The organism is Acinetobacter sp. CAU_H_56 (genome assembly GCF_058599425.1).
Map to the genome: position 1 here is coordinate 1,936,656 of NZ_CM178654.1, position 25,723 is coordinate 1,962,378.

Consider the following 25,723-nt stretch of genomic DNA (forward strand, 5'->3'; position numbering starts at 1 on the left):
ATTTCCAAAGCTTTAACAGGCAAAATACGCTAAACTGAACGCAGTTTTTTATTTATTCTTTTCCGGTCTCTCTATTTTATGAATACCTCTTCACGTTTAAGCAATTATTGGGTCACCTGTGCCGATGGTCTGGAAACCTTATTAGAAGAAGAAATCAAAGGTTTAGGTGTTCAGGATATTGAACGTTTCCCAGGTCGTCTGACCTTCAAAGGCACGCTTGAAAATGCTTACCGCATCTGTATGTGGTCTCGTCTGGCTTCTCGTGTCCTGATGCCAATTCATACGCATGAAATCGAATTCTCCCACGATGCGCGTGATGTTGCAGAAGAGCTTTATGAAGGTGCGATGAGCTTCGACTGGTCACTGATTTTTGCACCACAAAGCACCTTTGCAATTCGTCTGCACGTTGAACGTGATATTAAGGTCAATACCCAGTTTGCGACTCTACGTGCCAAAGATGGCGTCGTCGATTCCTTTATGGAAGCTGTGGGCAAGCGCCCAAGTATTGATACCAAACAGCCAGAAATTACTATGTACATTCTGGCTGGTAAAAAAGAACACACTTATTGTTTAGATTTATCCGGTGATTCTCTGCATAAACGTGGCTATCGCCGCTTTATGACTGAAGCACCAATCAAGGAAAACCTGGCGGCTGCGATCCTGCAAAAAGGCGGCCTGAAAGACATCAACCCAGATATTGTAGTTGACCCAATGTGTGGTTCAGGGACGTTTATTATTGAATCACTAATGATTCTGACTGACCGTGCCCCAGGTCTAGTGCGTCGTTTCGGATTTAATGGCTGGAATGGTCATGATCATGAATTATGGATGGGTATTAAAGCTGAAGCGGCTGAACGTCATAAAGCTGCGCTAGAAAACCCATTACCCAAATTCTATGCCTTTGATGCCGACTGGGAAGCGGTGAAAGCCACTAAACAGAACATTATTGCGGCAGGTTTTGAATCAGCCCTCGATCAGATCAAGATCGAAGAGCGTACTTTGAATGACTGGCCAGATTTCCAGGCTGAAGGCAAGAAAGTGTTCTTCGTCACCAACCCACCGTACGGTGAGCGCCTTGGTGATAAGGCATCTAACCGTGCCTTGTATCTGGGTCTGTCTAATCTGCTGCAAAAGAATTTTCCGAATCAGAAAGCGGCAGTCATTGCTGCTCAGGTGGAACAGGCCGATGTCTTGGCGTTCAATGATCCACAAATTCTGCGTTTGATGAACGGTAAACTGCCGATCTATATCCGTTTTGGTACAGTAAAACCGGCAGCAGTCACACGTCCTTTCCTGGAAAGCTGGCAGCCGCAACAATTCGAGCCGATTGAAGGTGCGATGGAATTTGCTAACCGTCTAACCAAGAATATGCAAACCCTGAAAAAATGGGCGGTGAAGGAAAATATTCACTGCCTGCGTTTGTATGATGCCGACCTGCCAGACTTTAATGTAGCAGTTGATCTATACGGCGAACGTCTGCATGTTCAGGAATATGCACCACCGAAAAAAATCGATCCTGAAAAAGCCAAAAAACGTTTCAATTTGGCTCTACAGGCGATTCGTGCCGTGACCGGTTTGGGCCGTGATGCGATCTTTATCAAGACGCGTGCCCGTCAGGAAGGTAAAAACCAGTACACCAAACAAAGTACAGCGTCTAAACGTTTTATCGTGCAGGAAGGCCAAGCTAAGATTCTGGTCAACCTGACCGACTATCTGGATACAGGGCTGTTCTTGGATCACCGTCAGATGCGTTTGCGTATTGCCAAAGAAGCCAAAGGTAAGCACTTCCTGAATCTGTACAGCTATACCTCTACTGCTAGCCTGCATGCAGCTTTAGGTGGTGCAGCGAGTACCACCAGTGTCGATTTATCAAATACTTATTTAAACTGGTCAAAAGAGAACTTTGTTCTAAATGGTCTGACTGTAGATCATGCCGATCAGCAACATCAGTTCTTCGCTTCTGACTGTTTTGAATGGCTGAAAGAAGGTCATGAACAATATGACCTGATCTTTATCGATCCGCCGACATTCTCTAACTCGAAAAAATTTTACGGGACTTTCGACGTTCAGCGTGACCATGTGTCTTTGCTGAAGCGTGCCATGAACCGTTTAACCACTGACGGTACTTTGTATTTCTCGAATAACTATCGTGGTTTTGAAATGGATGAAATGATTGAAGGTTTATATGACGTGGAAGAAATCACGCATGAAACCATTGGTCCAGACTTCAAGCGTAATCAAAAAATTCACCGTGCCTGGAAAATTACTCATCCAAAAATGTAAGGTGTGCATATAAGATAAAGAAAAACCCAGCCTAGGCTGGGTTTTTTGTTGCGAGGAAAACTGGTATTAGCTGAGTTTCATTTTTTCAAAGACCAGTTCGCCGCTTTCACCACGAACTATGATGGTATCACCAGGGCCAAACTCACCTGCCAGGATGCTTTGTGCCAAGCCATTTTCAATACGTTGCTGGATCGCACGTTTTAATGGACGCGCACCATACAACGGATCGAAACCAGCTTCGATTAACTGATCGAAAGCAGTGTCATCCACAGAAAGATGCATATCGCGTTCTGCCAGACGTTGACGTAAGCGGTTCAACTGGATATCGGCAATACCACGGATCTGGTCTTTTTCCAGCGCATGGAACACCACTAGCTCATCAATACGGTTGATAAACTCTGGACGGAAATGTTCCGATACCGCATTCATCACCACTGTACGGACTTCTTCACGAGTGGCTTTATCACCCAGTTCACGGACATCCTGTGAACCCAGGTTCGAAGTCATCACAATCACGGTATTTTTAAAGTCCACCACACGGCCTTGCGAGTCTGTTAAACGACCATCGTCCAGCACTTGCAGCAGAATGTTGAACACATCCGGATGGGCTTTTTCCACCTCATCGAATAACACCACACTATAAGGTTTGCGACGTACCGCTTCAGTCAGCACACCACCTTCTTCATAACCGACATAGCCCGGAGGTGCCCCGACCAAACGACTCACCGAATGTTTTTCCATAAATTCGGACATGTCAATTCGGATCATGGCATCGTCACTGTCGAACAGGAAGTTCGCCAAAGCTTTGGTCAATTCTGTTTTACCCACACCTGTTGGGCCTAAGAACAGGAATGAACCACTTGGACGGTTGGGATCTGACAAACCAGCACGTGAACGACGTACAGCATTCGATACAGCCACTACGGCTTCTTCCTGACCAACAACACGATTATGCAGGAAGTCTTCCATATGCAGCAGTTTGTCACGCTCACCTTGCAGCATTTTCGCTACAGGAATACCGGTCGCAGCACTGACTACTTCAGCGATCTCATTGTCAGTGACTTTGTCACGTAGCAGTTTTGGTGCTTCACTTTCTTCAGCCGCTTCAATACGTTCCAACTGTTTTTGCAGTTCAGGAATCACACCGTATTGATAACGTGCTGCTTCAGCTAGATCACCTTCACGCTGGGCTTTTTCTAAGGCAATACGAGCCTGATCCAGTTTCACCTGAATATCTTTGTTGCCTGCTACCAGCGCTTTATCAGCACGCCAGATTTCTTCCAATTCGCTGTACTCTTTCTCTACAGTGGCAATCTGCTCTTCCAGGTGTTTCACTTCACCTTGTGCACCAGAGTCTGCATCTTTTTTCACAGCTTCAAGCTGCATCTTCAGCTGAATCAGACGGCGTTCGAGTTTATCCAGCGCTTCAGGTTTAGAATCCAGCTCCATTTTGATACGAGATGCTGCTTCATCAATCAGGTCAATGGCTTTATCCGGCAATTGACGATCTGTGATGTAACGATGCGACATTTTCGCCGCAGCAATGATTGCAGAATCCAGAATCTGCACACCATGGTGAGTCGCATAACGGTCTTTCAGACCACGCAGAATCGCAATGGTATCTTCCACGCTTGGCTCATCCACCAGCACTTTCTGGAAACGACGCTCTAAAGCTGCATCTTTTTCAATGTATTGACGATATTCATCCAGAGTTGTTGCACCGACACAGCGTAGTTCACCACGTGCCAATGCTGGTTTCAGCATGTTACCCGCATCCATGGCACCATCGCCTTTACCGGCACCCACCAGTGTATGCAGCTCGTCAATGAACAGGATAATTTCGCCTTCATGTTTAGCCAGATCTTTCAGAACGGCTTTTAGACGTTCCTCGAACTCACCACGATATTTAGCGCCTGCTAGCAAAGAACCAAGGTCCAGAGATAAGACACGTTTGCCTTTCAGTCCTTCTGGAACTTCACCATTGACAATACGTTGTGCTAGACCTTCGACAATCGCAGTTTTACCGACACCCGGTTCACCGATCAGTACCGGGTTGTTTTTGGTACGGCGTGACAGCACCTGAATCGTACGACGGATTTCATCATCACGACCAATCACCGGGTCCAGTTTGCCTGCCATGGCACGTTCAGTTAAATCAATCGTATATTTATTCAGTGAGTCCCGTTGATCTTCATGATTATTGCTCATGACTTTTTCATCGCCTCGAATTTGATTAATAACCTGTCGTAAATTTTCAGTTTTTACGCCAATACTATTTAATAAGGTTTTGGTGGCACCCGTTTCTGCAAGTGCCAGTAATACCCAGTCAGTGGACAGGAACTCATCTCCTGCTTTCTGTGCATAACTGTCCGCAAGATGCAGGGCTTTGGCTGCTTCCTGACTGATATTGATATCGGCAGAGGGATTGCCGAGCGTAGCTACATTATTTAGCACAGTTTGTACTTTGCTTTGCAGTTCACGCAGGTTCGCTCCAGCCTGTTGCAGCAAGCTCACATTCGATGCTTCTTCCATCAAGGTGGACAAGATGTGAATCCCTTCAATGGCAGCATGATCTTTGCTCATTGCCAGAGATTGCGCATCGGAAAGGGTTTGCTGTAAGCGATTGGTAAATTTCTCAAAACGCATTCTTGTTATTCCTCACAACAAATTTTCTACTTGATGGATATATGGGTGCTGGAAATAAAATTTCAAATAATTTTTTATATATTTTTCAAAACTTTAATTAAATAAAAGACAGAGTTATCAGTATTAATATTGGTATTCAATGAAAATATTTCAAGTGAGCGAAAGTAGAATTTTTAAAGTGAAGATCAATAATGAATATCTGATTTAATTTACTCTGCTATTTTTCGGATGGGTAGAAAATAGAGAAAGACCTTTAGTGCGGTTGCAAGCGTCCTAGTAATCGCAATACTGCACTCAAACCATGTTCTGTTTGTATCAAGGATCTTGGCGTTTGCTCATCCAGAAGCTTGTTAGGCGAATTGATAAACTGGCGCATCCAGCTCAAGTCTCCACCATTCAGACCAAATAATGCTTGATAGATATTGATTAAAGTTATTGCTCTTTTACCTGCGGTAGTATCTGGTTCTAATTCTTTTTGATTTATGATTGACGATAATTCTGCTTCAGATAGATCCAGAACTAATGCAAGCTCAGATTCTTGCAATTGCAAATGCTCAGCTAAGTTGAATATTGCTATAGCTAATACTTGGGATTTAGAAATATCCGTTTCATTATTCATTTTTGTCAAATTCTATTGATGAATCTTGTTTTGATTATGCTGCCTTTATCCTTTTCTTGCTATGTTGTTTATCATTAAATTTGATCCTTTATTGAAACAAAAATGCCCTCACTTGAAGGGCATTTAAAGAGAACACTTGAACAATTATGGTGCCGGATTGGGTTGCTGACGGTGAATGGCTTCAATGCCCTGCAGGACTTCTTCAGAAAGATTCACGTCAAACGCCTGAATGTTTTCCTTGAGCTGATCCAAGTTGGTCGCACCAATAATAGTACTGGTCACGAAGAACTGCTGTTTAATGAAAGCCAGTGACAACTGGGTTAAGGTCAGGCCATGCTGCTCAGCCAGTTGTGCATACTGCTCGACGGCCCACTCGCTTTCCGGATTGCTATAACGGCTAAAACGTGAAAATAAAGTCACACGTGCATTGGCTGGACGTGCACCATTTCGGAACTTACCAGTCAGATAACCAAATGCCAATGGAGAATAAGCCAGCAAACCTACACCTTCATATTTGGCAATTTCCGACATACCAATTTCATAAGTGCGATTCAGCAAGCTATACGGATTTTGTACACTAACAAATTTAGACAATCCCAGTTTCTCTGCCAGATGCAGGAACTTCATGGTGCCCCAAGGTGTTTCATTGGACAGGCCAATATAACGAATACGACCTTTCTTAATTTCGTCATGCAAAGCAGTCAGGGTTTCTTCCAGATTCGTGACAGCACGATCATCTGCAGCTTCTGCATTGCCATAGCCAAGCTTGCCAAAGAAATTGGTCGCTCGCTGCGGCCAGTGCAATTGGTACAGATCGATATAATCAGTTTGCAAACGTGACAATGAATTATCAATTGCTGATGCAATCTCATCTGCCACAAATCGGGTCTGACCATCACGGATATGGCTACCACCTTGTGACGGACCGGCAATTTTCGAAGCTAAAAACAGTTTGTCACGACCACCACGTGAAGCAATCCAGTTACCAATAATGCGTTCAGTTGCACCTTGAGTTTCCGGCTTGGGTGGCACCGGATACATTTCTGCGGTATCCCAGAAATATAAACCTTGATCCAGGGCATAGTCTAATTGCTGAAAAGCCTCTTCCTGAGTATTCTGCTCACCAAAAGTCATGGTGCCCAAACAGATTTCTGGCAATAAGATTCCCGTATCCGCCAATGGTCTGAATTGCATAAAAATATCCTTTAAGTTTATCTGTTATTTATCAAGAGCAAGTCTGCTATAGCCTATCGGAATTATAAGGCGGACTTAAATCATCTTTTCTAACAAGCTTGTGCCAATTTGTTATGTTCTGAATCAGGCTGAAATTTTTAAACAGGAATAAAAAAAGCAAACCCGAAGATTTGCTTTTTATCACGCTTTTGACTTATTCGTCCTCGAACTCGCCAGCAGCTACTACTTCAGGTTCTTCCAGCGATGCATCAAAAATCAGAATCGCCTTACCATCGGTTTCAATCATACCCTGTTCTTCTAGCGTTTTTAGAACACGACCGACCATTTCACGTGAACACCCAACAATACGGCCAATTTCCTGACGGGTAATACGGATTTGACGACCATTTGGCAAGATCATCGCTTCTGGCTGAGATGACAGGTCAATCAGACAACGTGCGATACGGCCAGACACATCAATAAATGCCAGGTCAGTCACTTTACGTGTGGTATTTTTCAGACGACGAACCAGCTGGGCAAAAACTGCATAGCTTAGATCTGGATATTGTTTGCTAATTTCATGAAAGTTTTCATAGGTAATTTCAGCAATTTCACAGACATCACGAGTACGCACTTCTGCAGTACGCTGTGGATTTGCTTCGAAAAGACCCATTTCCCCAAAGAAGTCTCCCGCATTTAAATAAGCTACCACAATCTCACGTTCATCATCTTCACGAAGAATGATAGATACAGACCCCTTCAGAATTAAATACAGCGATTTAGATTCTGATCCTGCATCCACGATCGTGGTACGTTTTGGATAGCGATTGATATATGCACGTTTTAATAACGCTTTCACTGATTCAGGTAGTTGCCCCGGCGAAAGTGCGTCTGTGCTTAATTGTGAAAAGTTTGAAGTCATGCTTACAGTTCCGAATATGGATAATTTATAGATCGCACAAGACCTAATGTGAACTTGTCACACAGTGGGATTGAAATTCCTTATCAACCCAATTTATGTTAGTGTACAGTTACTTCGTAAATTTATAGCTTTTTTTAGGTAGTTGCAATGCAAACGAGTGTTCATTGGCTAGAGAATGTTGCTTTTGAAGCAAAAACTCAAAGTGGTCACAGTATCATCATGGATGGTTCACCTGAATATGGCGGTGAAAACCGTGGTCCTCGCCCAATGGAACTGATTTTAACCGGTCTGGGTGGTTGTGCTTCTTTTGACATTGTGACGATTTTAAAGAAAGCACGTCAGGAAATTACTGATGTTCACTGTGAATTAAAAGCAGAACGCGCCGATACAATTCCTGCGGTATTTACCAAAATCCATCTACACTTTGTAGTCAGCGGTAAAGGCATCAAAGAGAAACAAGTCGCTAAAGCGGTAGAGCTTTCTGCTGAGAAATACTGCTCTGCCAGCAAAATGCTGTCCGACGGTGGTGTCGAGATTACTCACGATTTTGAAATTATAGAAGTAGAATGATCCGCTAATTTCATTAAAAAAGCAGTCTTCGTGGCTGCTTTTTTTATGTCATTTTTTGAGTGAAATACTGCTGGCCATCTTCAAAAATCACCAGATTTTCAGGCCATCTTAAAGCCCCAAGATGATGAGCATACTCAGCCTGTTGCTGTCGGTCACGATAACGCCTACCCACTGAATAATCGACACAAAATACATTCTGCTGCTGACCAAACCATTGCAGGGCATCAATGTGCTTAAACAGACCGGATTTTTCTTCGGTGGTTTTAAAGTTTCGCCAATAATGGCCAATCACCACAGGTATCGTATCTGTATAACACTCCCACCATGGCAAACGGTCAATCATGCGCCAGCGCCCCCCTGCATAGACTGGTCGTCGCGCAATTTTTTCTGCGCCTGAGCTTAAGGTACGAATCGGATTTTGCATCTGGTCGCGTAACTCTTTCTCAGCGATATATTTTAATAAGGGAATGCTAGCTGTTGGATCCTTGAACTGCCCCTGATATTGCTGCTGTTCACTCTGAATATATTCATCAAAGCCCAAGGTCTGCAACTCAAGCTCATTTTTCAGGACAAAATGATCATAAGCCTGTCTGATTGAATTAAAAGGAACAGATTTCAATTGTTGAATTGCCTGCGTATCCCAACAGGCATGCACAATTCTTAAATGAGGTGCATCTAATGCCAAAGGCAGGCTGTTTAGAAATTCCAGAATCCATGCACGATCCTGACTTGAAGCCTGAACTGAATCAAAAGTTTTGAGATCATCCTGATGCGGTGAACCAAAAAACCAGCCATTGCCTTCCCGTAGCGTATCGGTTAACAAGTTGATTTCATGATTACCCAGAATGCATTGCGCATTGCCATTTTCTATTAAGGTTTTAACCTGTCTGATGACAGCGATACTGTCTGGTCCACGATCACACAGATCCCCGACAAAAATCAGTTTACGCTGTTCAGGATGACGACCTTGCAGATCGTAGCCCAATACTTCTAATAATTGTTGTAGCGCATCAATCTCACCATGAATATCGCCAACAATATCCACCGGACCATCAAAAGTCTGCTGTATGAATATCTGATTACTCATGGCTCTACCCTACCCAGGTCAATAAAACCTTTTTTTAATATAGCGCTTATACTTTAAATCAATATAACAATTTCAGAATTATTTTTTAATCATTTCGATTATTCAATCAAACAACGATAGATCAGAAACTTAACTGAAATCTCATTTCTTCATTTCTTATCTAAATGTATATCTAAAAACAATAAAAAACCGGCGCCTAAGCACCGGTTTTATTCACTTTACGAGCTTTAAAGCTAGTACAGCCTGATTAAGCGTTTAGTGATTCAATGATTTGGTTCAATGTAGCACTTGGACGCATTACAGCATTTACTTTTGCAGGATCAACTGCATAGTAACCACCGATATCTACAGATTGGCCTTGAACTGCATTCAATTCGCTCACGATCTTCTCTTCATTTTCAGCAAGAGATTGAGCGATCGGTGCAAATTTCGCTTTCAATTCTGCATCTTCGTCTTGCGCTACAAGTTCTTCAGCCCAGAATTTAGCCAGGTAGAAGTGGCTGCCACGGTTGTCTAGCTCGCCAGTACGACGTGATGGAGACTTGTCATTGTCAAGCAATTTACCAGTCGCAGCATCCAGTGTTTTCGCAAGCAGTTTCGCACGTGCATTGTTTTCTTTAATGCCCATTTCTTCCAGAGAAACAGCCAATGCCAAGAACTCACCTAGAGAATCCCAACGTAAGTGGTTTTCTTCTACCAATTGTTGTACGTGTTTAGGTGCAGAACCACCCGCACCAGTTTCGTACATACCGCCACCTGCCATTAAAGGCACGATAGACAACATTTTCGCAGAAGTACCAAGCTCCATAATTGGGAACAAGTCTGTGAGGTAGTCACGTAAGATGTTACCTGTTACAGAAATGGTATCTAGACCGCGAGCAACACGTTCAAGTGTGTAACGCATTGCACGTACTTGAGACATGATTTGGATGTCTAAGCCGTCAGTGTCATGATCTTTCAAGTATTTTTCAACTTTCTTGATCAATTCATTTTCGTGTGGACGGTATGGGTCTAACCAGAAGATTGCTGGCATGCCAGAGTTACGTGCACGAGTCACAGCCAGTTTCACCCAGTCGCGGATCGGTGCGTCTTTCACCTGGCACATACGCCAGATATCGCCTTCTTCCACATTTTGAGACATCAACACTTCACCTGTTTCAAGGTCAGTGATGTTCGCAACACCCGCTTCTGGAATTTCGAAAGTCTTGTCGTGAGAACCGTATTCTTCAGCTTTTTGAGCCATCAGACCAACGTTAGGAACTGTACCCATAGTACGTGGATCGAAGTTACCATTCCATTTACAGAAGTTGATCATTTCCTGATAAATACGTGCGAATGTAGATTCAGGCATAACTGCTTTACAGTCGTAAGGTTTACCATCAGCACCCCACATTTTACCGCCAGTACGGATCATTGCAGGCATAGAAGCATCTACAATCACGTCGTTTGGAGAATGGAAGTTAGTAATACCTTTTGCAGAATCAACCATCGCAAGTGCTGGACGGTGTTCTTGGCATGCATGAAGATCTTCAATGATTTCTTCACGTAAAGAAGTCGGTAAAGATTCGATTTTTTCGTAAAGACCAGCCATACCGTTGTTTACGTTAATGCCGAGCTCGTCGAATAATTTACCGTGTTTCTCAAACGCATCTTTGTAGTAAATACGCACACAGTGACCGAATACGATCGGGTGTGATACTTTCATCATGGTCGCTTTAACGTGTAAAGAGAACAGGATGCCAGCTTCTTTACAATCTTCTAATTCTTTTTCATAGAAGTCGCAAAGTGCCTTTTTGCTCATGAACATTGAGTCGATGATTTCGCCGTCTTGAAGCGCAACTTTTGGCTTAAGAACGATAGTTTCACCAGACTTAGTGATCAGTTCCATTTTCACATTACGTGCACGGTCTAAAGTCATAGACTTTTCGCCATGGTAGAAGTCGCCTTCTTGCATGTGAGAAACGTGAGTTTGTGACCAAGGTTTCCATTCACCCATAGAATGTGGGTGTTTTTTCGCGTAGTTTTTCACTGCTGTCGGCGCACGACGGTCAGAGTTACCTTCACGAAGTACTGGGTTCACTGCTGAACCTAGGCACTTGCTATAACGCGCTTTAATTGCTTTTTCTTCTTCAGTAGTCGGGTTTTCTGGATAGTCAGGCAGTGCATAGCCCTTAGACTGAAGTTCTTTAATACATGACGTCAACTGAGCAACAGATGCACTAATATTAGGGAGTTTAATGATATTAGTATCTGGATCTTGGGTAAGACGACCTAATTCTGCCAGGTTATCTGAAACTTTCTGCTCATCGCTTAGATAGTCTGCGAATTCTGCAAGTACGCGTGCGGCTACAGAGATGTCTGTCTTAACAATCTCAACGCCCGCCGGCTTAGTAAAGGTCTCAATGATCGGCAGTAGAGAGTAAGTCGCCAATAATGGCGCCTCGTCGGTCAGTGTGTAAATAATTGTTGACTTTCCACCAGCCATATATAGCCCCTTGCTTTGGATTGAGTTTCTGATCATCAGGCTTTTGGCCTAATTTCAGCGAACCGGTTACTTAAATAAACTTTGAAAGTAGTGGTGCTGGTTGCACCTCAGTCAAAGGAATATCAATACATATTCAACTTTGCCTGAAAAATTCGTAAAAATTGTCAGCGTGATTCACCGACAGCAGTATTCTACGTGAAAATGAACCTTTTTTCGAATCGGCACATTGCCAAACCATGCGATTTGTGCATTAGAGGGTTAATTCTCAGATTTTGCTTAATTTTACCAAAAATTATAATTTAAGCATTATAATTCAATTACTTAAATTAAAAATCAGACAAATTTACCTATAAACTTAATGTGTGCTTAATTCGGTTTTTAGCCATCAATTTTTATCTACATGTTGGGTATCATGAAAATAAATTATCAATGGCCGTAATTTCCATAAGTATGGGTTAAAAAGCGAATTGAAACAGATCTGCTCTTTCCTATCGAAATTTATGATCTGCACCTGATAAATTGATAGTTGATCCTAAAGGCTTAAGACAACCTAAATAATAATCACCTTTCTACTCTTTCTTCAGTTTAAATTATGTGCATTTTTTTAATCGAACTAATAAGGCGCAAGAAGAGACTTGAGGTAATTTAAACCTTGGATGGCTTAAATAGCCTATAAACAATGTAAATTATTTTTTAATTCAAAATAGTTTCAGGATGACTCATAAAGAATCATCCTAGAACAATTTACTCTACTCAAATTTAAAAATGAAAATATTTAAGAGTTTTGAGTGGCTTTGTTGCATAAAGGTTTGAAAGGCTGAGTTCCCTTAAGCTACTCAAATTTAAGAGACAACTTGGGTATGAGGGCGACCTAATTCTGTGAATTTATTCAAGACTGCCATGCGTGCATGGATCTCATTCACTTGGCTATCAAAACTCCTTGCACTGAGTTTATCTCCTAATAATTTGATGCAATGCATCTTAGTTTCAACCAAACTTCGCCGATGATAGCCTGACCATTTTTTCCATAGTGTCCTGCCTAAACGTTTAATTGTTCGAAGTAATTCATTTCGCTCTAGCGAGCTACTCTTTGTATCTTTCCATGGTTTCGCATTTTTTCTAGGTGGAATCACCGCATGCCCTTGCCGATCTGCAATGACCTGACGGCATTGCTTGGTGTCATAAGCTCCATCGGTATAAACAGAGTTAATCTGCTCATCTTGTGGAATCTGATTAAGTAAATCACCAAGCACCTGTGAATCACTGACATTATTGGTTGTAAGCTGAACTGCTCGTATTTGTAGGGTTTTAGCATCTATACCAATATGAAGTTTACGCCATTGGCGACGATATTCAGGTCCATGTTTCTTGCGTTTCCATTCGCCCTCACCTAGAAACTTCATGCCTGTAGAGTCCATGAGTAGATGCAGCCCATCGCTACTTTTTTGGTAGCTGATTACAATATCAATATGCTTTTGTCTTCTACAAAGCGTGGTGTAATCTGGAGCTATCCAATTTAATCCGCAAAGTTTAATCAGACTTTGCACAAAGCCAGTGACCATACGTAAAGACAGACGGAATAAGGATTTAACCATTAAGCAGCATTGGATGGCTGCGTCGGAGTAGGTTTGATTTCGCCCTTGTTTGCCTTTTGATGGCGCATACCATTGCGTAGCAGGATCAAACCAAATGGCAATATTTCCGCGACTCATGAGTGCTCGGTTATATGCGGGCCAATTGGTTGTGCGGTAGATTTTGTGTGTAGGCTTCTTCATTTGAAAATTATATCGCTGAAAAAGCCTTTACAGATAGGTTTGTGCAACAAAGCCATTACAGCCTAAAACGTTGGACTGCTTTAAGCCGCTATCTGGATGATGGCAATCTACCCATTGACAATAATTGGATAGAGAACCAAATGCGTCCCTGGGCCTTGGGGCGTAAGAACTGGCTATTTGCAGGTTCGCTGCGCAGTGGTCAACGAGCTGCCAATATCATGACTTTAATCCAGTCAGCAAAGCTGAATGGCTTGGATCCGTATGCCTATTTAAGTGATGTGCTGAAAAGGTTGCCAACACATAAAGTGCCTCAAATAGAAGAATTACTACCTCACCGCTGGAAACCTGAACCCCGTTAAAACTTGGCGATGGCGTTCAGCGGATGCTTACTTTTTTCGTAAGAGATGCGATGGATGTCTGGTTATTTGTAGTCATAAATTTTAGTCCCCACTTGTTTTTAAGTGGGGACTAAATTAAGGCTTATAGGACGAATTCATAAGGTGTGTTTAGCGAACGCTTACATTCAAACAAGTGGGACCACCTCTCTACTGATTACATAGGACTTCCCGCTATCTTTTCTTTATTGAATTAATTCCATATTAAAAACATAATTAGCTAATTACTTGAATATTTGGAAACAAAATGTCTACTGAACGTTCAACACCTGGCAATTGGATCATAGCTGATAACTTCAATGACCAACACCTACCAAGTAGACCTAATAACTTTTACATAGGTATCGACTTTGGCACTTCAACTACTGTAGTTAGCCAAGTTCTTATAAATGAGAATAATACTACGGTAAAAGTCATTCCATTAGGACAACCAGATGAATTTGGAGCCACAATTCGTCATCACTTAATTAATACAGTCATTGCTTGGAAAAATAAAACATTGATATGGGGTCAAGATGCTTATCGATTAAAACCCTTATTAACAGAAGGAAGAAATCTTTTCTCATCTTTCAAAATGCGCTTAGGGTTAGCTATTGGCCCAACCTATCCATCAACCGTATTATCTAAAAGTAAAGATTTACCTTATACAATTGAAACCGCTGAAGATGCAACTAAGGCATTCTTTAACAAAGTCATCTCAAGTTTGAAAGATGAAATAGGCAATTCAAATCTTCAGTATTATAAGTTTGCCTTTTCTGTACCTGCTTCTTTTGAAGCCAATCAAAGACGTAGCTTATTTCAAAGCTTAGAAGCCAATGGAATTCTCTCAGAGCAATGTTGTCTAATAGACGAGCCTAATGCTGCATTCTTAAGTTTTATTTATGATTGTGCAAAAAATCATACTTCTCATACATTTCTGACCAAGTTAAAGTCTAAACCATCCAATATCCTTGTGTATGATTTTGGTGCTGGAACCTGCGACATCACAATTTTAGAAGTAGATGCTCGAAATAACCAATTTACCTCTAAGAACCTTGCAATATCAAAGTTTACTGCTCTAGGTGGAGATGATATTGATAGAGCAATTGCTAAGCATATTTTGCTACCTCAATTATTAAGAGAAAATCCTAATTTCAATCCAAACTCACGTGATATCGAAGAAAAAGTAATTCCAATTCTTCAAGCAACGGCAGAACAATTAAAAATCGCAGTATGTAAATGGGCAAATCACCATCAAATTTATTCTTATGATAGTTTAAAGAATTATTTTGAAGAGAAAATTACTCTTCAATCTCTAGAAGGTATTAAGATCAAAGAATATAAACTTAATTTAACAAAACCAAGTATAACAATTCATGAATTCAAAACAGTAATGGAGGATTTTGTAGGGCCTTACGATGGGTTACATACACCTATGCACTTGGTATCACCTATCGAAGATGCGCTTAATAAAGCCAATATAGAACGTGAAGAAATAGATGGTGTTTTATTTATTGGAGGAAGTTGCCTAAATCCATTAGTGCAAACTTGTGTAATGAACTATATGAATGAGTTTTCAAATGAGGTTGAAGCAATTTTTCCTAAAGATGTCAGAGCTCATGTATCACTAGGAGCAGCTATTCATTCCTTTAGTTACCATGGTTTAGGAATTGACTTTATTAAACCTATCGTTTCAGAATCTATCTTCATTGTAACTACTAATCAAGTATTGGAAACTGTTATACCTGCTTCAACAGAGGTACCAATACCTCAACCCTTCCATAAACAGCTCATTGTTACACGAGAATATCAGGATGTAATTGATCTACCGATTTGTGTAGGAAGCACCAATAAATTATTAGGAATATTAACAATAGAAGCAGAAGAAGACTACTTCAAGCAAGGCTCATTAATTGATGTCTACGCCACTATTAATCATGAAAAACTATTGAATATTGAAGCTATTGTCGATGGTAAAAGTGCAGAAATCTCTATATTAAATCCTTTAGCAAATAACTCTTTAACTAAAGTGGAAGAGTCCATGCTACGAGCTAAGCAAAAATTCAATCAAGCTCTGCTTGATTATAATGGCCGACCTCCTGTTCATATTGCCGAGGAATATGCAGACGCTTGCTCTAAGGCAGGTGCATATGAATTAGCTGCTGACCTCTATATTGCTATAGAACGTTTAGACCCAGACTCGGATCATGCGACAAATATTTGTTATAACTATGATCGTGCAGGTAAAACAAAAAAATCAAAAGAATGGGCAGAAATTGCCTATAAAAGAAACCCTAGTGCAATTAATGCATACAATTTATCATGTGAATATTATGGTGAAGAAAAAGAAAAATATTTACGTCTTGCCTTGGAACACGATCCAGACTATACATCCGCTTTGCTAACCTTGGGTAAAATTTTAAAAGTTCGTGGAGATTCTGAAGGAGATGTTTTATTACAAAGTGCACTTATTCAATTACAAGATGACTTGTATAGCAGCACACCTACTATTAGGAAGTGTGAGGATCTCATCCAAGTCTGTAATACACTAGATGGTTATGAGGAGCTCAAATCTTCTGCAACTGACATTAAGAAAAGAATTATTAATACAAATAAAGAGTTATATTCCTTAGAAAATTTAGTATCTAGCCTAAAACCAAATTTAGGCATGAAAGAGAGTTAATTATGGCTTGGTGGATTAAAAAATCTAATTTGAGCGAAGAGCAGAATCAGATTATTCGCTCAATTAAAAACAATCTAAACCATGTTCATTGGGTTAGTGGTGTTGCTGGAACTGGAAAAACCACTGTCTTAGCAGCACTCACTCAAGAATTACGAAATGATTATCCTGATGCTACTTTCCACTATTTAACATACACACATGCTCTTAAAGATTTAGCAATCAGCTCTTTTAAAGAAGAAAATGTGACTGGTGTACACTTTCTTACTCATACAAAGTTTTTACATGATAAATCATCAACTGATTTTGTGTTCCTTGATGAAGTACAAGATATTTCTGTTGATGATTTAAATACCATAAAAGGGTTAACCAAGCATTTAATTATCGCTGGTGATTGTGCACAAACAATCTACGAACAATCTGCAACGGAATCTGAGATTAAAAAATCTGTGCAACCTGTGCAACATATGTTAATCATCATACATCGATTAACTGAGTTCCTAGCCAAAATTGCCTCTAGTATCCTACCGAGTAAGGAATTACTTGGTGCAAAACCAGGTAATAGTTTAGCGAATACAACTGCTAGGCTTATAAAATTCGAGAATGCTATACAAGAATGCATATGGACAATTGAGGAGTCGTTATCTAGAGCTAGACCCAATAAACCATCTTGCATACTATTGACCCATCATGTTTGTATAACATTCTTTATTAAAAATGCTCTTAAACATTTTGATTTGGAGAAAGCCATAGATTCTTCATACTATGAAAATAATAGTAAAGAATCATCAAATCAAAAATTCAATTATGGATTAATCAATAACTTATTTGAAAAGCACAATATTAATATTCGATACCTAGGTAATAATCATGGTGATCTGTCAGGAGTGCCAAACAAACCTATGGTTTACCTCATGACTTATCATAGCTCTAAAGGCTTAGATTTCGAAAATGTTTTTATTCCTCAACTTAACTCAAATAAGCAAATTGTTTATAAAGACGTATTGTCGAAAAAACCTGAGAATTATGATCTCGATAAAAGACTGCTATTCGTAGCTGTGACTAGAAGCCGAAGCAACTTATTCATGACATATTGCACAAATGAACCACATCCTTTAGTAGCGACTCTACCTAATATTAGCCAAACCAAATACGAACCAAATCAAAAAGATGATAAAGATGAAAACGAGGACTTCTTCTAATGAACAAAAATTACAACATCGTTCTTAGTTTTAAAGAATGGAATAATTGGATCGATCAAGGTTATTTACGGGTTAATCTCGCAAGAATTCAGCCCTATGTGGGTAGTAAGCAAAGCTTTTATCAATTAATGAATTCTTCTGCAGATATATCACACCTCGATGATAATGAATATATTATTGCCTCTTTATCCAAAAAATATTCCAAATATCTTTTTCAATCTGAAGAAACTTTATCGAATTATATAAGTTATGAAGCAGTCCAAGATTTCTATGCCTTGACGGAACGTGGAAAAACAGCGTTACAATATAGTGCCAGTAATTTACAAGTTACTTTAAAAACTGATCCACGATTAGAAGAGTTTTGGGAGGTTTACCGTTTAGATCAAAAAAATATTTTAGAACATGAAAAAGCTTTAAACTTTTGTAGCTTATTTTTCGAAAATAAATTTTGCAAAGAACATTTATCAAATATCATTGAGAATAAGGCTACTCTTGATTTATTTAATCCTGAAATTTATTTAAAATTAAGTGTTAATGACCTAGATGAGGAAGAGGATAATCAGCTTAAAGAAAATTTCAAAAAACTCAACGACTATAAACTAACCAAAGCTTTTAGTGGTGTTTTTACTCGCTTTATTTTCAATTTAGAAATAAAAAATAAAGCTATTGTAAAAAAATATCAAGAAATATCAAAAATTGATAGTTGCAATGCTAATAAATATTATAATCATATACTACTGAAAGAAATGACTGTAGATCAGTTAACTTCCTCTTTACTAGATGATCAAATTCTGTATGAAAAACTACTCACAGAAAATCTACTTTTCACCATAAATAGAAATGACCTGCCATTATTAGCTCTTACTATCTACTTCCATTATGACATGCTAATCAAAGCAGAGTACCCTATTAATTTTAAATCTCTGAAATATGATATCGATCGTTTAAATTATTTCTATAACTTATCTGATAACTCTGAATTCAAAAAAATACCTCTTATATTAATTTATAAAATTGGTAAGATTTTACCTTCATCAATTGTAAATACCATTTATTATTATCAAAGTAAAGCTCACTCTGCTTTTTCACCAACCAATCTTGCTGAATTAGAAAAATTTTTACCATCGTCAAATGAAATGAATTCGTCTACTCATTTAGCTCAACATGAAGAACAAATTGATAGAATTTGGAATAATTTATTGCAAAAATGGAAGGAAGCGGAAAAATCTCAACCTACTGTAAATATTAACTCTGCTCCATTACATGATGGTTTTACTACTGACAACTTAACGAACGTAGCCAATATGAATTCTCCTGATAAAGAGAATGATTACTACAAAGAAGATTCACATCAACAAGACTTACTAGATACATCAGAATATACGGATCATCTGAACCCATCTAGGCCGTCTAAAAGTGATTCAGATATCACTGCTGTAGAAAACTCAGAAGATAAATTTTCATTACAAAACTGTATTAATGATGAAGATCAGAATTCAATATCGAAAATAAATATTGATACTGATTTTCATGACATTAACAATCCTATTGAAGATAATCAGATTAAGGAAAAAAACAATTGTAATTTTGATACCGAATACCCTAATTTCATTGAGGATTTAAAATCATGTTTATCAGCAGATCCCTCAATTAAAAAAATATCTGAACTCGAAAGTAAACTTAAAAACCTGAGACCTTCTAATAAATTAAATGAAAACCAATTAAAGGATATTTTAATTCATTTCGGGATTTTAGATAAAAATATTAAAAGGGTTACAATCAATGGAATTAAGAGTAAATTATTCAACCAAAAATAAATTATACAGTTCCTTACACCACAACACCAAAATAGTGTTGTGGTATATCCTTGTTTTAAAAAGTTGCACTTACTACCTTCCTATAAATTTTTAAGGATTATGAAAAATAATTCTTTAATCTTTCAAAGTAAGCGTTCGCTAAACACACCTTATGAATTCGTCCTATAAGCCTTAATTTAGTCCCCACTTAAAAACAAGTGGGGACTAAAATTTATGACTACAAATAACCAGACATCCATCGCATCTCTTACGAAAAAAGTAAGCATCCGCTGAACGCCATCGCCAAGTTTTAACGGGGTTCAGGTTTCCAGCGGTGAGGTAGTAATTCTTCTATTTGAGGCACTTTATGTGTTGGCAACCTTTTCAGCACATCACTTAAATAGGCATACGGATCCAAGCCATTCAGCTTTGCTGACTGGATTAAAGTCATGATATTGGCAGCTCGTTGACCACTGCGCAGCGAACCTGCAAATAGCCAGTTCTTACGCCCCAAGGCCCAGGGACGCATTTGGTTCTCTATCCAATTATTGTCAATGGGTAGATTGCCATCATCCAGATAGCGGCTTAAAGCAGTCCAACGTTTTAGGCTGTAATTGATCGCCCGGGCGGTTGGAGAACTCGATGGCACCGTCAGTTGATGTTGGTTGAGCCATTCATATAGTTGTTGCATGACCGGTTGACTATGCTGTTGTCGGTATTCGCAGCGGTCTTCCGCTGTACCATCCGTCTTTTTTCTTAATTCTGCTTCTATCGCATATAATTTCTGAATCAGCACTAATGCCTGTTCAGCGACCTGACTTTTCTTGGTCACATGTAGTTCATGGAATTTACGACGTGCATGTGCCATGCAGCCCACCTCAATGACCTGACCTGATCTAAAGCGTGCTTTATAACCACTGTAATCATCACAGACCAAATGACCCTGCCAGCCTTTCAGGAAGTCTTCAGCATGCTGGCCAGAACGGCTATCTTGAAAGTCATAGATCACTGCCTGAACTGGATTGTACTGTGTGCTGGCATAGGCCCAGACATAACCTTTTTTGGGCTTTTTCTCATTTTCACCCATCTGCATGACCGTCACCGGTGTTTCATCTGCATGGATCACCTGCTGTTGCAGTACCACCTGTTTTAAGGCATTGGCCAGAGGTTCCAGTTCCACCCCACAGCGGCCAATCCAGTCAGATAACGTTGATCTAGACAGATCAACACCTGCGCGTAGAAAGATTTGACGTTGACGGTACAAAGGCAAATGATCGGCATACTTTGACACCAGCACATGGCTAAGCAATTCAGGTGAAGCAATGCCTTTATCAATCACATAGGCTGGCATCGCTTGCTGAGTCAGAGTGTCACACTGATCACAGACCCAATTCCATTAATAAATATATTTATTTAAATTCAAACACTTATATAAGATTTAAATATTATTTATACAAAACATTATACAAAAAAAGAGGCTTTTTTTGTAAAAATTTATAACAAATAATATCTTTTTTACTTCTCAAATCTTACCCCCAATTTTTAAAGTTATATACATTTGCACATAATTGTTTTAAGCCCCACCTATAGTCCCCTACCTCTACATTGTACTCCATGAAAGCGTGTTCATTGTGCAACCGCTTTTTTTACAACATCTTCAATATTTGCAGAAACGGACCATTCCCATCGCTTACAATCACTACATCAGCTTTTTGCCATTGTTCTTGCTCAAGTCGCTTCACAGCATATTCAACGGTTTCAACATCATTACCACCACCAAAAGAATAGCCCAAAAAATCGAGTAATTTTTCAATACCATCTTGAGCAAACTTTAGATCATGTTCAATTCTTTACCCCTGCCCGCCAAATGTATGTAAGTAACAAAGTCTTTTTCTGCATGTGCAATTTTAGCAACTTGTAAAGTTAACGCTTTTGCAATAATTTCAGGTGTTCCACTCATTGAGCCAAACGTATCGATCACCACTAAAATAGGTCCACGATCAAATCGAGGTTTGGGTTTTTGTATTTCTGCTTGTTCACTGATATACACCCAAGTTTTGTCAATCTCGATACCTTGAACTCTATAACTCAACAGCGCTTGCTCATAGCGTTTCGCATACCAAAGCATCTTAAGTTTTTGATGACCTAAAAATAAGGCTTCTTGAGGGAGTATTACCTTGAAGAGGGCGAGAGTTAAAAGCAGATCTATAAAACACGAGAAATGGCGCGTGCAGATGTGTTTGATTATATTGAGAAGTTTTACAATCGAATCAGCCATAATTCGCATCTCCATGGAATGGGCCTAGAAGCATTCGAGGCAACTTCAAAATGAGGCTGTTTCATGTCTAGGATATTGGGAGCAGTCTAGTTGTATTTATCTATTCATAGACACCCATTATATTGAATTGATGTCTATGAATCACACACTTAATACATCAATAAAAGTATTTAGTTATATAGTAAATACTGAACCTATATAGACTCACATAAGCTTAAAAACTATATAAACTTATAAAGTGTTTTACGCCCTTCTCTCACTATACATCCTTCAGCTTCAAGCTCTTTTAACCATTTTTTAATTTGAGTATCTTGCAATTCAGGGAATTGCTTTTTCACATCATTTAAGGCAAATAAAGTAGTGCGATCTTTTGACAATAAAATTAATGTGTTCACAAATAATTCAAAAATTGCACCATATCTTTGATGGATCTGAACTGATTGTATTTCCTCTGAATTACTTTCCTTATCAGATAGTTCTTCTGAACCAGTGATTAATTCAATTTGTAGTGGATTCACATGTAATTCTGATAATTTTTCTAAAGTATCTACTATAGAGCCTTCGTTTACTTTATCAGTCGTTTTTGAATCAACATGATATTCTAAATGCAGATCTGGCTCCTCAACTAATGACTCAAACATATCTACATTATTAGTCAAAAGATCCGGTTGTTGTAGTAAAGGTTTTGTTCCTAGTTTGGTTCGTAAAATTACACGAGCTTCTTCAGCTTCCACTTCAGTAAATATTTTATTTTCTACAATTTTTACTCCACTACTTTGAGCATATTGGGATAAAAGCTTATTATATGGAAGTTCATGATGTCCAAGAGCAATTCCCCCCATTTGGATTAATGCCTGATTACCTTCCGCTGCAATATCTCTCACCAATAAAGGAACCCATTTTTTATTAAGGTTTTCTTTAGCTCCAGTCCAAGTTCCGCCTTTATCTTTATCGCTTTTCACTACGATGACAGCATCTGAAAGGGTATAAATAAATTTATTGCGAGCCATTGCATTACCCACACTAAAACTAGCTTCCGGGAAGAATGGGCTAATCAAGACTAGGGTTCCTTGACGTAAATAATTTAAAAAAATACGTCGAGTTTCATTGGTATAGATACCATCAGCCAAAATTCCTACACATTTTCCACCATGTTCTAAAGCAGCCTGCATAGCGGTCTGGTCAACACCTTTCGCACCACCAGAAATGACGTTGTAACCTTCCTCAACTGCTTTTTTAGCTGTTGCAGATGCGAAAATTTCATCATTTTCAGTAATGGAGCGTGAACCAACAACCCCAAGACCTGCTAGGTTTAACAGTTGTTGATTACCTAAACCAAATAAAATAGGAGGACGTTGCTCACCTAAATGCTTTTTGATCGCTTTAGGATAGAACTCACTCACACGAGAAATTACCCAAATGCCTTGTTTAGTCCATTTTTCTAGGGCAAATGACATACTGACACCACGACCGAGTAGCTGTTTGATACGTTCTGGAGTTATTTTCCCTTTAGGGTCATCCCATTCTGTCAGTATTTCATCCGTTTGCGATAATAAATCTGCTGGGCTCCATTTATTTTGGTATAACCATTGTGCAAGCTTCGAGTACTCTAAACCACTCAAAGGTTTAAAGTTTTTTACTTCATTTTTATTAAAGTAGCAGCACAACAACATGGTTGCTTGCATGATTTCGTCATATTGCATATTTATTCACCTTGGTCTTGCTGCGCTGTACTCGTTAGAGCAATAGGATAAACGGCTTGAACACCTGCTCGTCGCAATAGTGCGGCTACTACCGTAAATGTCCACCCAGAATCTACAGCATCATCTAAGAGTAATACTGGGGTTTCAAAACCCTGTGTCGTATCAATCTCAAATGCACCATCTAAATTTTGACTTTGTTTAAAGCTATTTTGCATAGTTTTTTGAGGGGGGCGAACTGATGTCATTACAATAGCATCTTTGCATGGAATGCCTAATTGAGCCGCTAATCGATATGCAAAATCTTTAACCAATTGAGGATGACGACGTGATGGTACATAACTCATCCATTGAGGTCTTTGAACAAAATTCATTGAGTCAATCATTTTAATCATCGGTTCTAAAAGTTCATCGCTAAATCTACCTTGTTTTTTCCCTTTAGCAACAATATCTCCCCAAACCCCATCCTTCCAGCGAGAAAGTGCTAGGCCATCAGATGCCTGTAAGTTCAGATCCCGATACGGAAATTGATATATAGGAAATGCTTCTCTTGCCACAACAGATGAACGTGCAAATTGTTTTCTAGATTTAATTTTGACATAGCGCATTTTCACAAATTCAGCAGCAGCCAATATAAGTTCACGTTTAAAATCAATTGATATTTTACGAGCAGGTTCACAATTTACACAGTTACCACAATCTTCAGCTAAAGGATCGTCTAGAGCTGTAGTCAGCTCTTTCATCAAACAATTATTGGATTGATGATATGCAATCAATTGATCCCATTCCTGCTCTTTAATTTTAGACACTCTCTCAATACGGTCATATGGAAGACTATAATCTTGGTCATTTCGACAATACTTATTCTGACTATCTTTATAAATTGGTGAAGGTGATTCAACACTTAAGAACTTTAGAACAGCTTGAATTCGACTAAATTTCAAATTTGTTTTTGCTTCAATATCATATAATTTTAATCCTCCCCATTTTTCAATTGCATCTAGGATTTGCTCTATCTCTTGCTCTTTCGGGAAAGCATTTTGAATGAAATAAGACTGAATTTCTTGAGTTTCGGTTCCATTCATCAATATACCATAGGCATGATCGATACCACGTCCTGCACGACCGACCTGTTGATAGTATTCAACAATACTACCTGGAAGTTGAAAATGAATAACAAAACCTAAATCAGGTTTATCAAATCCCATACCTAAAGCTGAGGTAGCCACCAAAGTTTTTATTTCGTTCATCAATAAGGCTTGTTCTAAGTGAATACGTTCTTGATCGTTTGCTCCACCGTAATAACAAGCTGCTTTGATACCATTATGATTTAGCCACTCAGCCAAAAGTTCACTATCTCGTACTGTTTTGACATAAACAATACCTGTCCCTTCAAGCTGAGGGATTTTCTCGGCTAACCAAGCCATACGTTCGACTCGTCTACTTATTGGAATATTCTGTAAATACAGTGAATTACGCTTTAAATCACCACGGATAGTTTGTAGATACCGCCCTAATTGCTGATTGATATCAGTAATCACACGGTGATTGGCTGTTGCCGTTGTTGCAAGTATTGGCATATTAGCAGGCATATGCTGTAAAACTCGAACAATACGGCGGTAATCAGGCCTAAAGTCATGTCCCCAGTCTGAAATACAGTGTGCTTCATCCACCACAAATAAACCAATATCAGAAATAATATGACTGAGTACATCTTCAATCATTTCATCATTGGCTAATTGCTCTGGAGAAATGATCACTGCATCCACATTTTGATTTATGATTTGCTGTTTCGCATAATCATTTTGTTCTGATGTTTGAGAGGAATTAATCGAAATAACTTTAAGCCCTAACTGCCCTGCACGTTCAATTTGGTTTCGCATCAATGCAATTAATGGAGAAATGATAATGGTCGGTCCTTTGCCTTGCATACGAAGCAATTTCGTTGCAATGAAATAAACCGCACTTTTCCCCCAACCTGTCTTTTGGACAACTAAAAGCTTGGACTGATATTCAACAAGCTGTGAAATTGCTTGAAACTGTCCATCATGAAATTCAGCAGTGGGATTGCCTGTCATTTCTCTCAATAGTGCTAAGGCTTGATCTCTCATTTCATACCCTCTTTATAAAGTT

At 39.3% G+C, this 25,723-nt stretch carries 14 protein-coding genes and 3 pseudogenes; 7 read left to right on the forward strand and 10 right to left on the reverse strand.

The genetic code is table 11. The annotated features are described in order from the left end of the window. Positions 1–78: 78 nt before the first annotated feature. The gene (gene rlmKL, locus AC4MCC_RS09345) at positions 79–2,283 is read left to right on the forward strand and encodes a bifunctional 23S rRNA (guanine(2069)-N(7))-methyltransferase RlmK/23S rRNA (guanine(2445)-N(2))-methyltransferase RlmL (RefSeq protein WP_005235042.1); all 2,205 of its coding nucleotides are present in this window, start codon (positions 79–81) and stop codon (positions 2,281–2,283) included. A 66-nt stretch (positions 2,284–2,349) separates the two neighbouring features. Here rlmKL and clpB read toward each other — a convergent pair whose 3' ends face one another. The 4 genes from clpB to crp all read right to left on the reverse strand — a co-directional run bounded on the left by clpB (position 2,350) and on the right by crp (position 7,643). Next, the gene (gene clpB, locus AC4MCC_RS09350; RefSeq protein ID WP_491885175.1) at positions 2,350–4,929 is read right to left on the reverse strand and encodes an ATP-dependent chaperone ClpB; all 2,580 of its coding nucleotides are present in this window, start codon (positions 4,927–4,929) and stop codon (positions 2,350–2,352) included. Positions 4,930–5,182: 253 nt separating this feature from the next. Beyond that, entirely contained in the window at positions 5,183–5,548 is a 366-nt protein-coding gene (locus AC4MCC_RS09355; RefSeq protein ID WP_491875936.1) for an antitoxin Xre/MbcA/ParS toxin-binding domain-containing protein, read from the reverse strand. 144 nt (positions 5,549–5,692) lie between these two features. Next, entirely contained in the window at positions 5,693–6,742 is a 1,050-nt protein-coding gene (locus AC4MCC_RS09360; RefSeq protein ID WP_159123982.1) for an NADP(H)-dependent aldo-keto reductase, read from the reverse strand. A gap of 193 nt (positions 6,743–6,935) precedes the next feature. Beyond that, on the reverse strand, positions 6,936–7,643 hold the full coding sequence (crp, locus tag AC4MCC_RS09365) for a cAMP-activated global transcriptional regulator CRP (protein WP_419365567.1): 708 nt from the start codon (positions 7,641–7,643) through the stop codon (positions 6,936–6,938). Between the two features lie 147 nt (positions 7,644–7,790). Between crp and AC4MCC_RS09370 the strand changes: the two genes are divergently transcribed. Beyond that, positions 7,791–8,213, forward strand: coding sequence for an OsmC family protein (locus tag AC4MCC_RS09370; protein WP_419365566.1), 423 nt, complete (start codon positions 7,791–7,793; stop codon positions 8,211–8,213). A 43-nt stretch (positions 8,214–8,256) separates the two neighbouring features. On the opposite strand, the gene AC4MCC_RS09375 is transcribed toward AC4MCC_RS09370, so the two are convergent. The 3 genes from AC4MCC_RS09375 to AC4MCC_RS09385 all read right to left on the reverse strand — a co-directional run bounded on the left by AC4MCC_RS09375 (position 8,257) and on the right by AC4MCC_RS09385 (position 13,560). After that, the gene (locus AC4MCC_RS09375; RefSeq protein ID WP_491885176.1) at positions 8,257–9,300 is read right to left on the reverse strand and encodes a metallophosphoesterase; all 1,044 of its coding nucleotides are present in this window, start codon (positions 9,298–9,300) and stop codon (positions 8,257–8,259) included. Between the two features lie 247 nt (positions 9,301–9,547). Beyond that, on the reverse strand, positions 9,548–11,785 hold the full coding sequence (locus AC4MCC_RS09380; protein ID WP_419374907.1) for an NADP-dependent isocitrate dehydrogenase: 2,238 nt from the start codon (positions 11,783–11,785) through the stop codon (positions 9,548–9,550). An 842-nt stretch (positions 11,786–12,627) separates the two neighbouring features. Further along, a complete protein-coding gene (locus AC4MCC_RS09385; protein ID WP_491885177.1) occupies positions 12,628–13,560 on the reverse strand; it encodes an IS5 family transposase in 933 nt (310 codons plus the stop codon). A 53-nt stretch (positions 13,561–13,613) separates the two neighbouring features. Between AC4MCC_RS09385 and AC4MCC_RS09390 the strand changes: the two are divergent. The 4 genes and pseudogenes from AC4MCC_RS09390 to AC4MCC_RS09405 all read left to right on the forward strand — a co-directional run. After that, positions 13,614–13,919 (forward strand): annotated as a pseudogene (locus tag AC4MCC_RS09390) (transposase domain-containing protein); the annotation flags it as partial. A gap of 283 nt (positions 13,920–14,202) precedes the next feature. After that, on the forward strand, positions 14,203–16,617 hold the full coding sequence (locus AC4MCC_RS09395) for an Hsp70 family protein (RefSeq protein WP_179995087.1): 2,415 nt from the start codon (positions 14,203–14,205) through the stop codon (positions 16,615–16,617). Positions 16,618–16,619: 2 nt separating this feature from the next. After that, positions 16,620–17,816, forward strand: coding sequence for a 3'-5' exonuclease (locus tag AC4MCC_RS09400; RefSeq protein WP_491885178.1), 1,197 nt, complete (start codon positions 16,620–16,622; stop codon positions 17,814–17,816). Beyond that, positions 17,816–19,633: a hypothetical protein gene (locus AC4MCC_RS09405; protein ID WP_491885179.1), complete on the forward strand. Its 1,818-nt coding sequence runs from the start codon at positions 17,816–17,818 to the stop codon at positions 19,631–19,633. The genes AC4MCC_RS09400 and AC4MCC_RS09405 overlap by 1 nt, the downstream gene beginning before the upstream one ends. A gap of 289 nt (positions 19,634–19,922) precedes the next feature. Here the strand turns inward: AC4MCC_RS09405 and AC4MCC_RS09410 are convergent. After that, positions 19,923–21,002, reverse strand: a pseudogene (locus tag AC4MCC_RS09410) (IS66-like element ISAba17 family transposase); the annotation flags it as partial. A gap of 807 nt (positions 21,003–21,809) precedes the next feature. On the opposite strand from AC4MCC_RS09410, the pseudogene AC4MCC_RS09415 reads away from it, so the two are divergent. Continuing rightward, positions 21,810–21,944, forward strand: a pseudogene (locus tag AC4MCC_RS09415) (IS3 family transposase); the annotation flags it as partial. Between the two features lie 167 nt (positions 21,945–22,111). Here the strand turns inward: AC4MCC_RS09415 and AC4MCC_RS09420 are convergent. After that, positions 22,112–23,593 (reverse strand): DNA-processing protein DprA, encoded by a 1,482-nt coding sequence (locus AC4MCC_RS09420; RefSeq protein WP_491885180.1) that lies wholly within the window; start codon positions 23,591–23,593, stop codon positions 22,112–22,114. A gap of 2 nt (positions 23,594–23,595) precedes the next feature. Beyond that, positions 23,596–25,701, reverse strand: coding sequence for a RecQ family ATP-dependent DNA helicase (locus tag AC4MCC_RS09425; RefSeq protein ID WP_491885181.1), 2,106 nt, complete (start codon positions 25,699–25,701; stop codon positions 23,596–23,598). Positions 25,702–25,723 lie beyond the last annotated feature (22 nt).

What these genes read in the sequence shown, in the direction of transcription:
- AC4MCC_RS09355 (WP_491875936.1), bottom strand. Translation starts at nt 5,548, where the DNA reads ATGAATAATGAAACGGATATTTCTAAATCCCAAGTATTAGCTATAGCA.
- AC4MCC_RS09380 (WP_419374907.1), bottom strand. Translation starts at nt 11,785, where the DNA reads ATGGCTGGTGGAAAGTCAACAATTATTTACACACTGACCGACGAGGCG.
- AC4MCC_RS09375 (WP_491885176.1), bottom strand. Translation starts at nt 9,300, where the DNA reads ATGAGTAATCAGATATTCATACAGCAGACTTTTGATGGTCCGGTGGAT.
- AC4MCC_RS09370 (WP_419365566.1), top strand. Translation starts at nt 7,791, where the DNA reads ATGCAAACGAGTGTTCATTGGCTAGAGAATGTTGCTTTTGAAGCAAAA.
- AC4MCC_RS09395 (WP_179995087.1), top strand. Translation starts at nt 14,203, where the DNA reads ATGTCTACTGAACGTTCAACACCTGGCAATTGGATCATAGCTGATAAC.
- rlmKL (WP_005235042.1), top strand. Translation starts at nt 79, where the DNA reads ATGAATACCTCTTCACGTTTAAGCAATTATTGGGTCACCTGTGCCGAT.
- AC4MCC_RS09400 (WP_491885178.1), top strand. Translation starts at nt 16,620, where the DNA reads ATGGCTTGGTGGATTAAAAAATCTAATTTGAGCGAAGAGCAGAATCAG.
- crp (WP_419365567.1), bottom strand. Translation starts at nt 7,643, where the DNA reads ATGACTTCAAACTTTTCACAATTAAGCACAGACGCACTTTCGCCGGGG.
- clpB (WP_491885175.1), bottom strand. Translation starts at nt 4,929, where the DNA reads ATGCGTTTTGAGAAATTTACCAATCGCTTACAGCAAACCCTTTCCGAT.
- AC4MCC_RS09385 (WP_491885177.1), bottom strand. Translation starts at nt 13,560, where the DNA reads ATGAAGAAGCCTACACACAAAATCTACCGCACAACCAATTGGCCCGCA.
- AC4MCC_RS09425 (WP_491885181.1), bottom strand. Translation starts at nt 25,701, where the DNA reads ATGAGAGATCAAGCCTTAGCACTATTGAGAGAAATGACAGGCAATCCC.
- AC4MCC_RS09405 (WP_491885179.1), top strand. Translation starts at nt 17,816, where the DNA reads ATGAACAAAAATTACAACATCGTTCTTAGTTTTAAAGAATGGAATAAT.
- AC4MCC_RS09360 (WP_159123982.1), bottom strand. Translation starts at nt 6,742, where the DNA reads ATGCAATTCAGACCATTGGCGGATACGGGAATCTTATTGCCAGAAATC.
- AC4MCC_RS09420 (WP_491885180.1), bottom strand. Translation starts at nt 23,593, where the DNA reads ATGCAATATGACGAAATCATGCAAGCAACCATGTTGTTGTGCTGCTAC.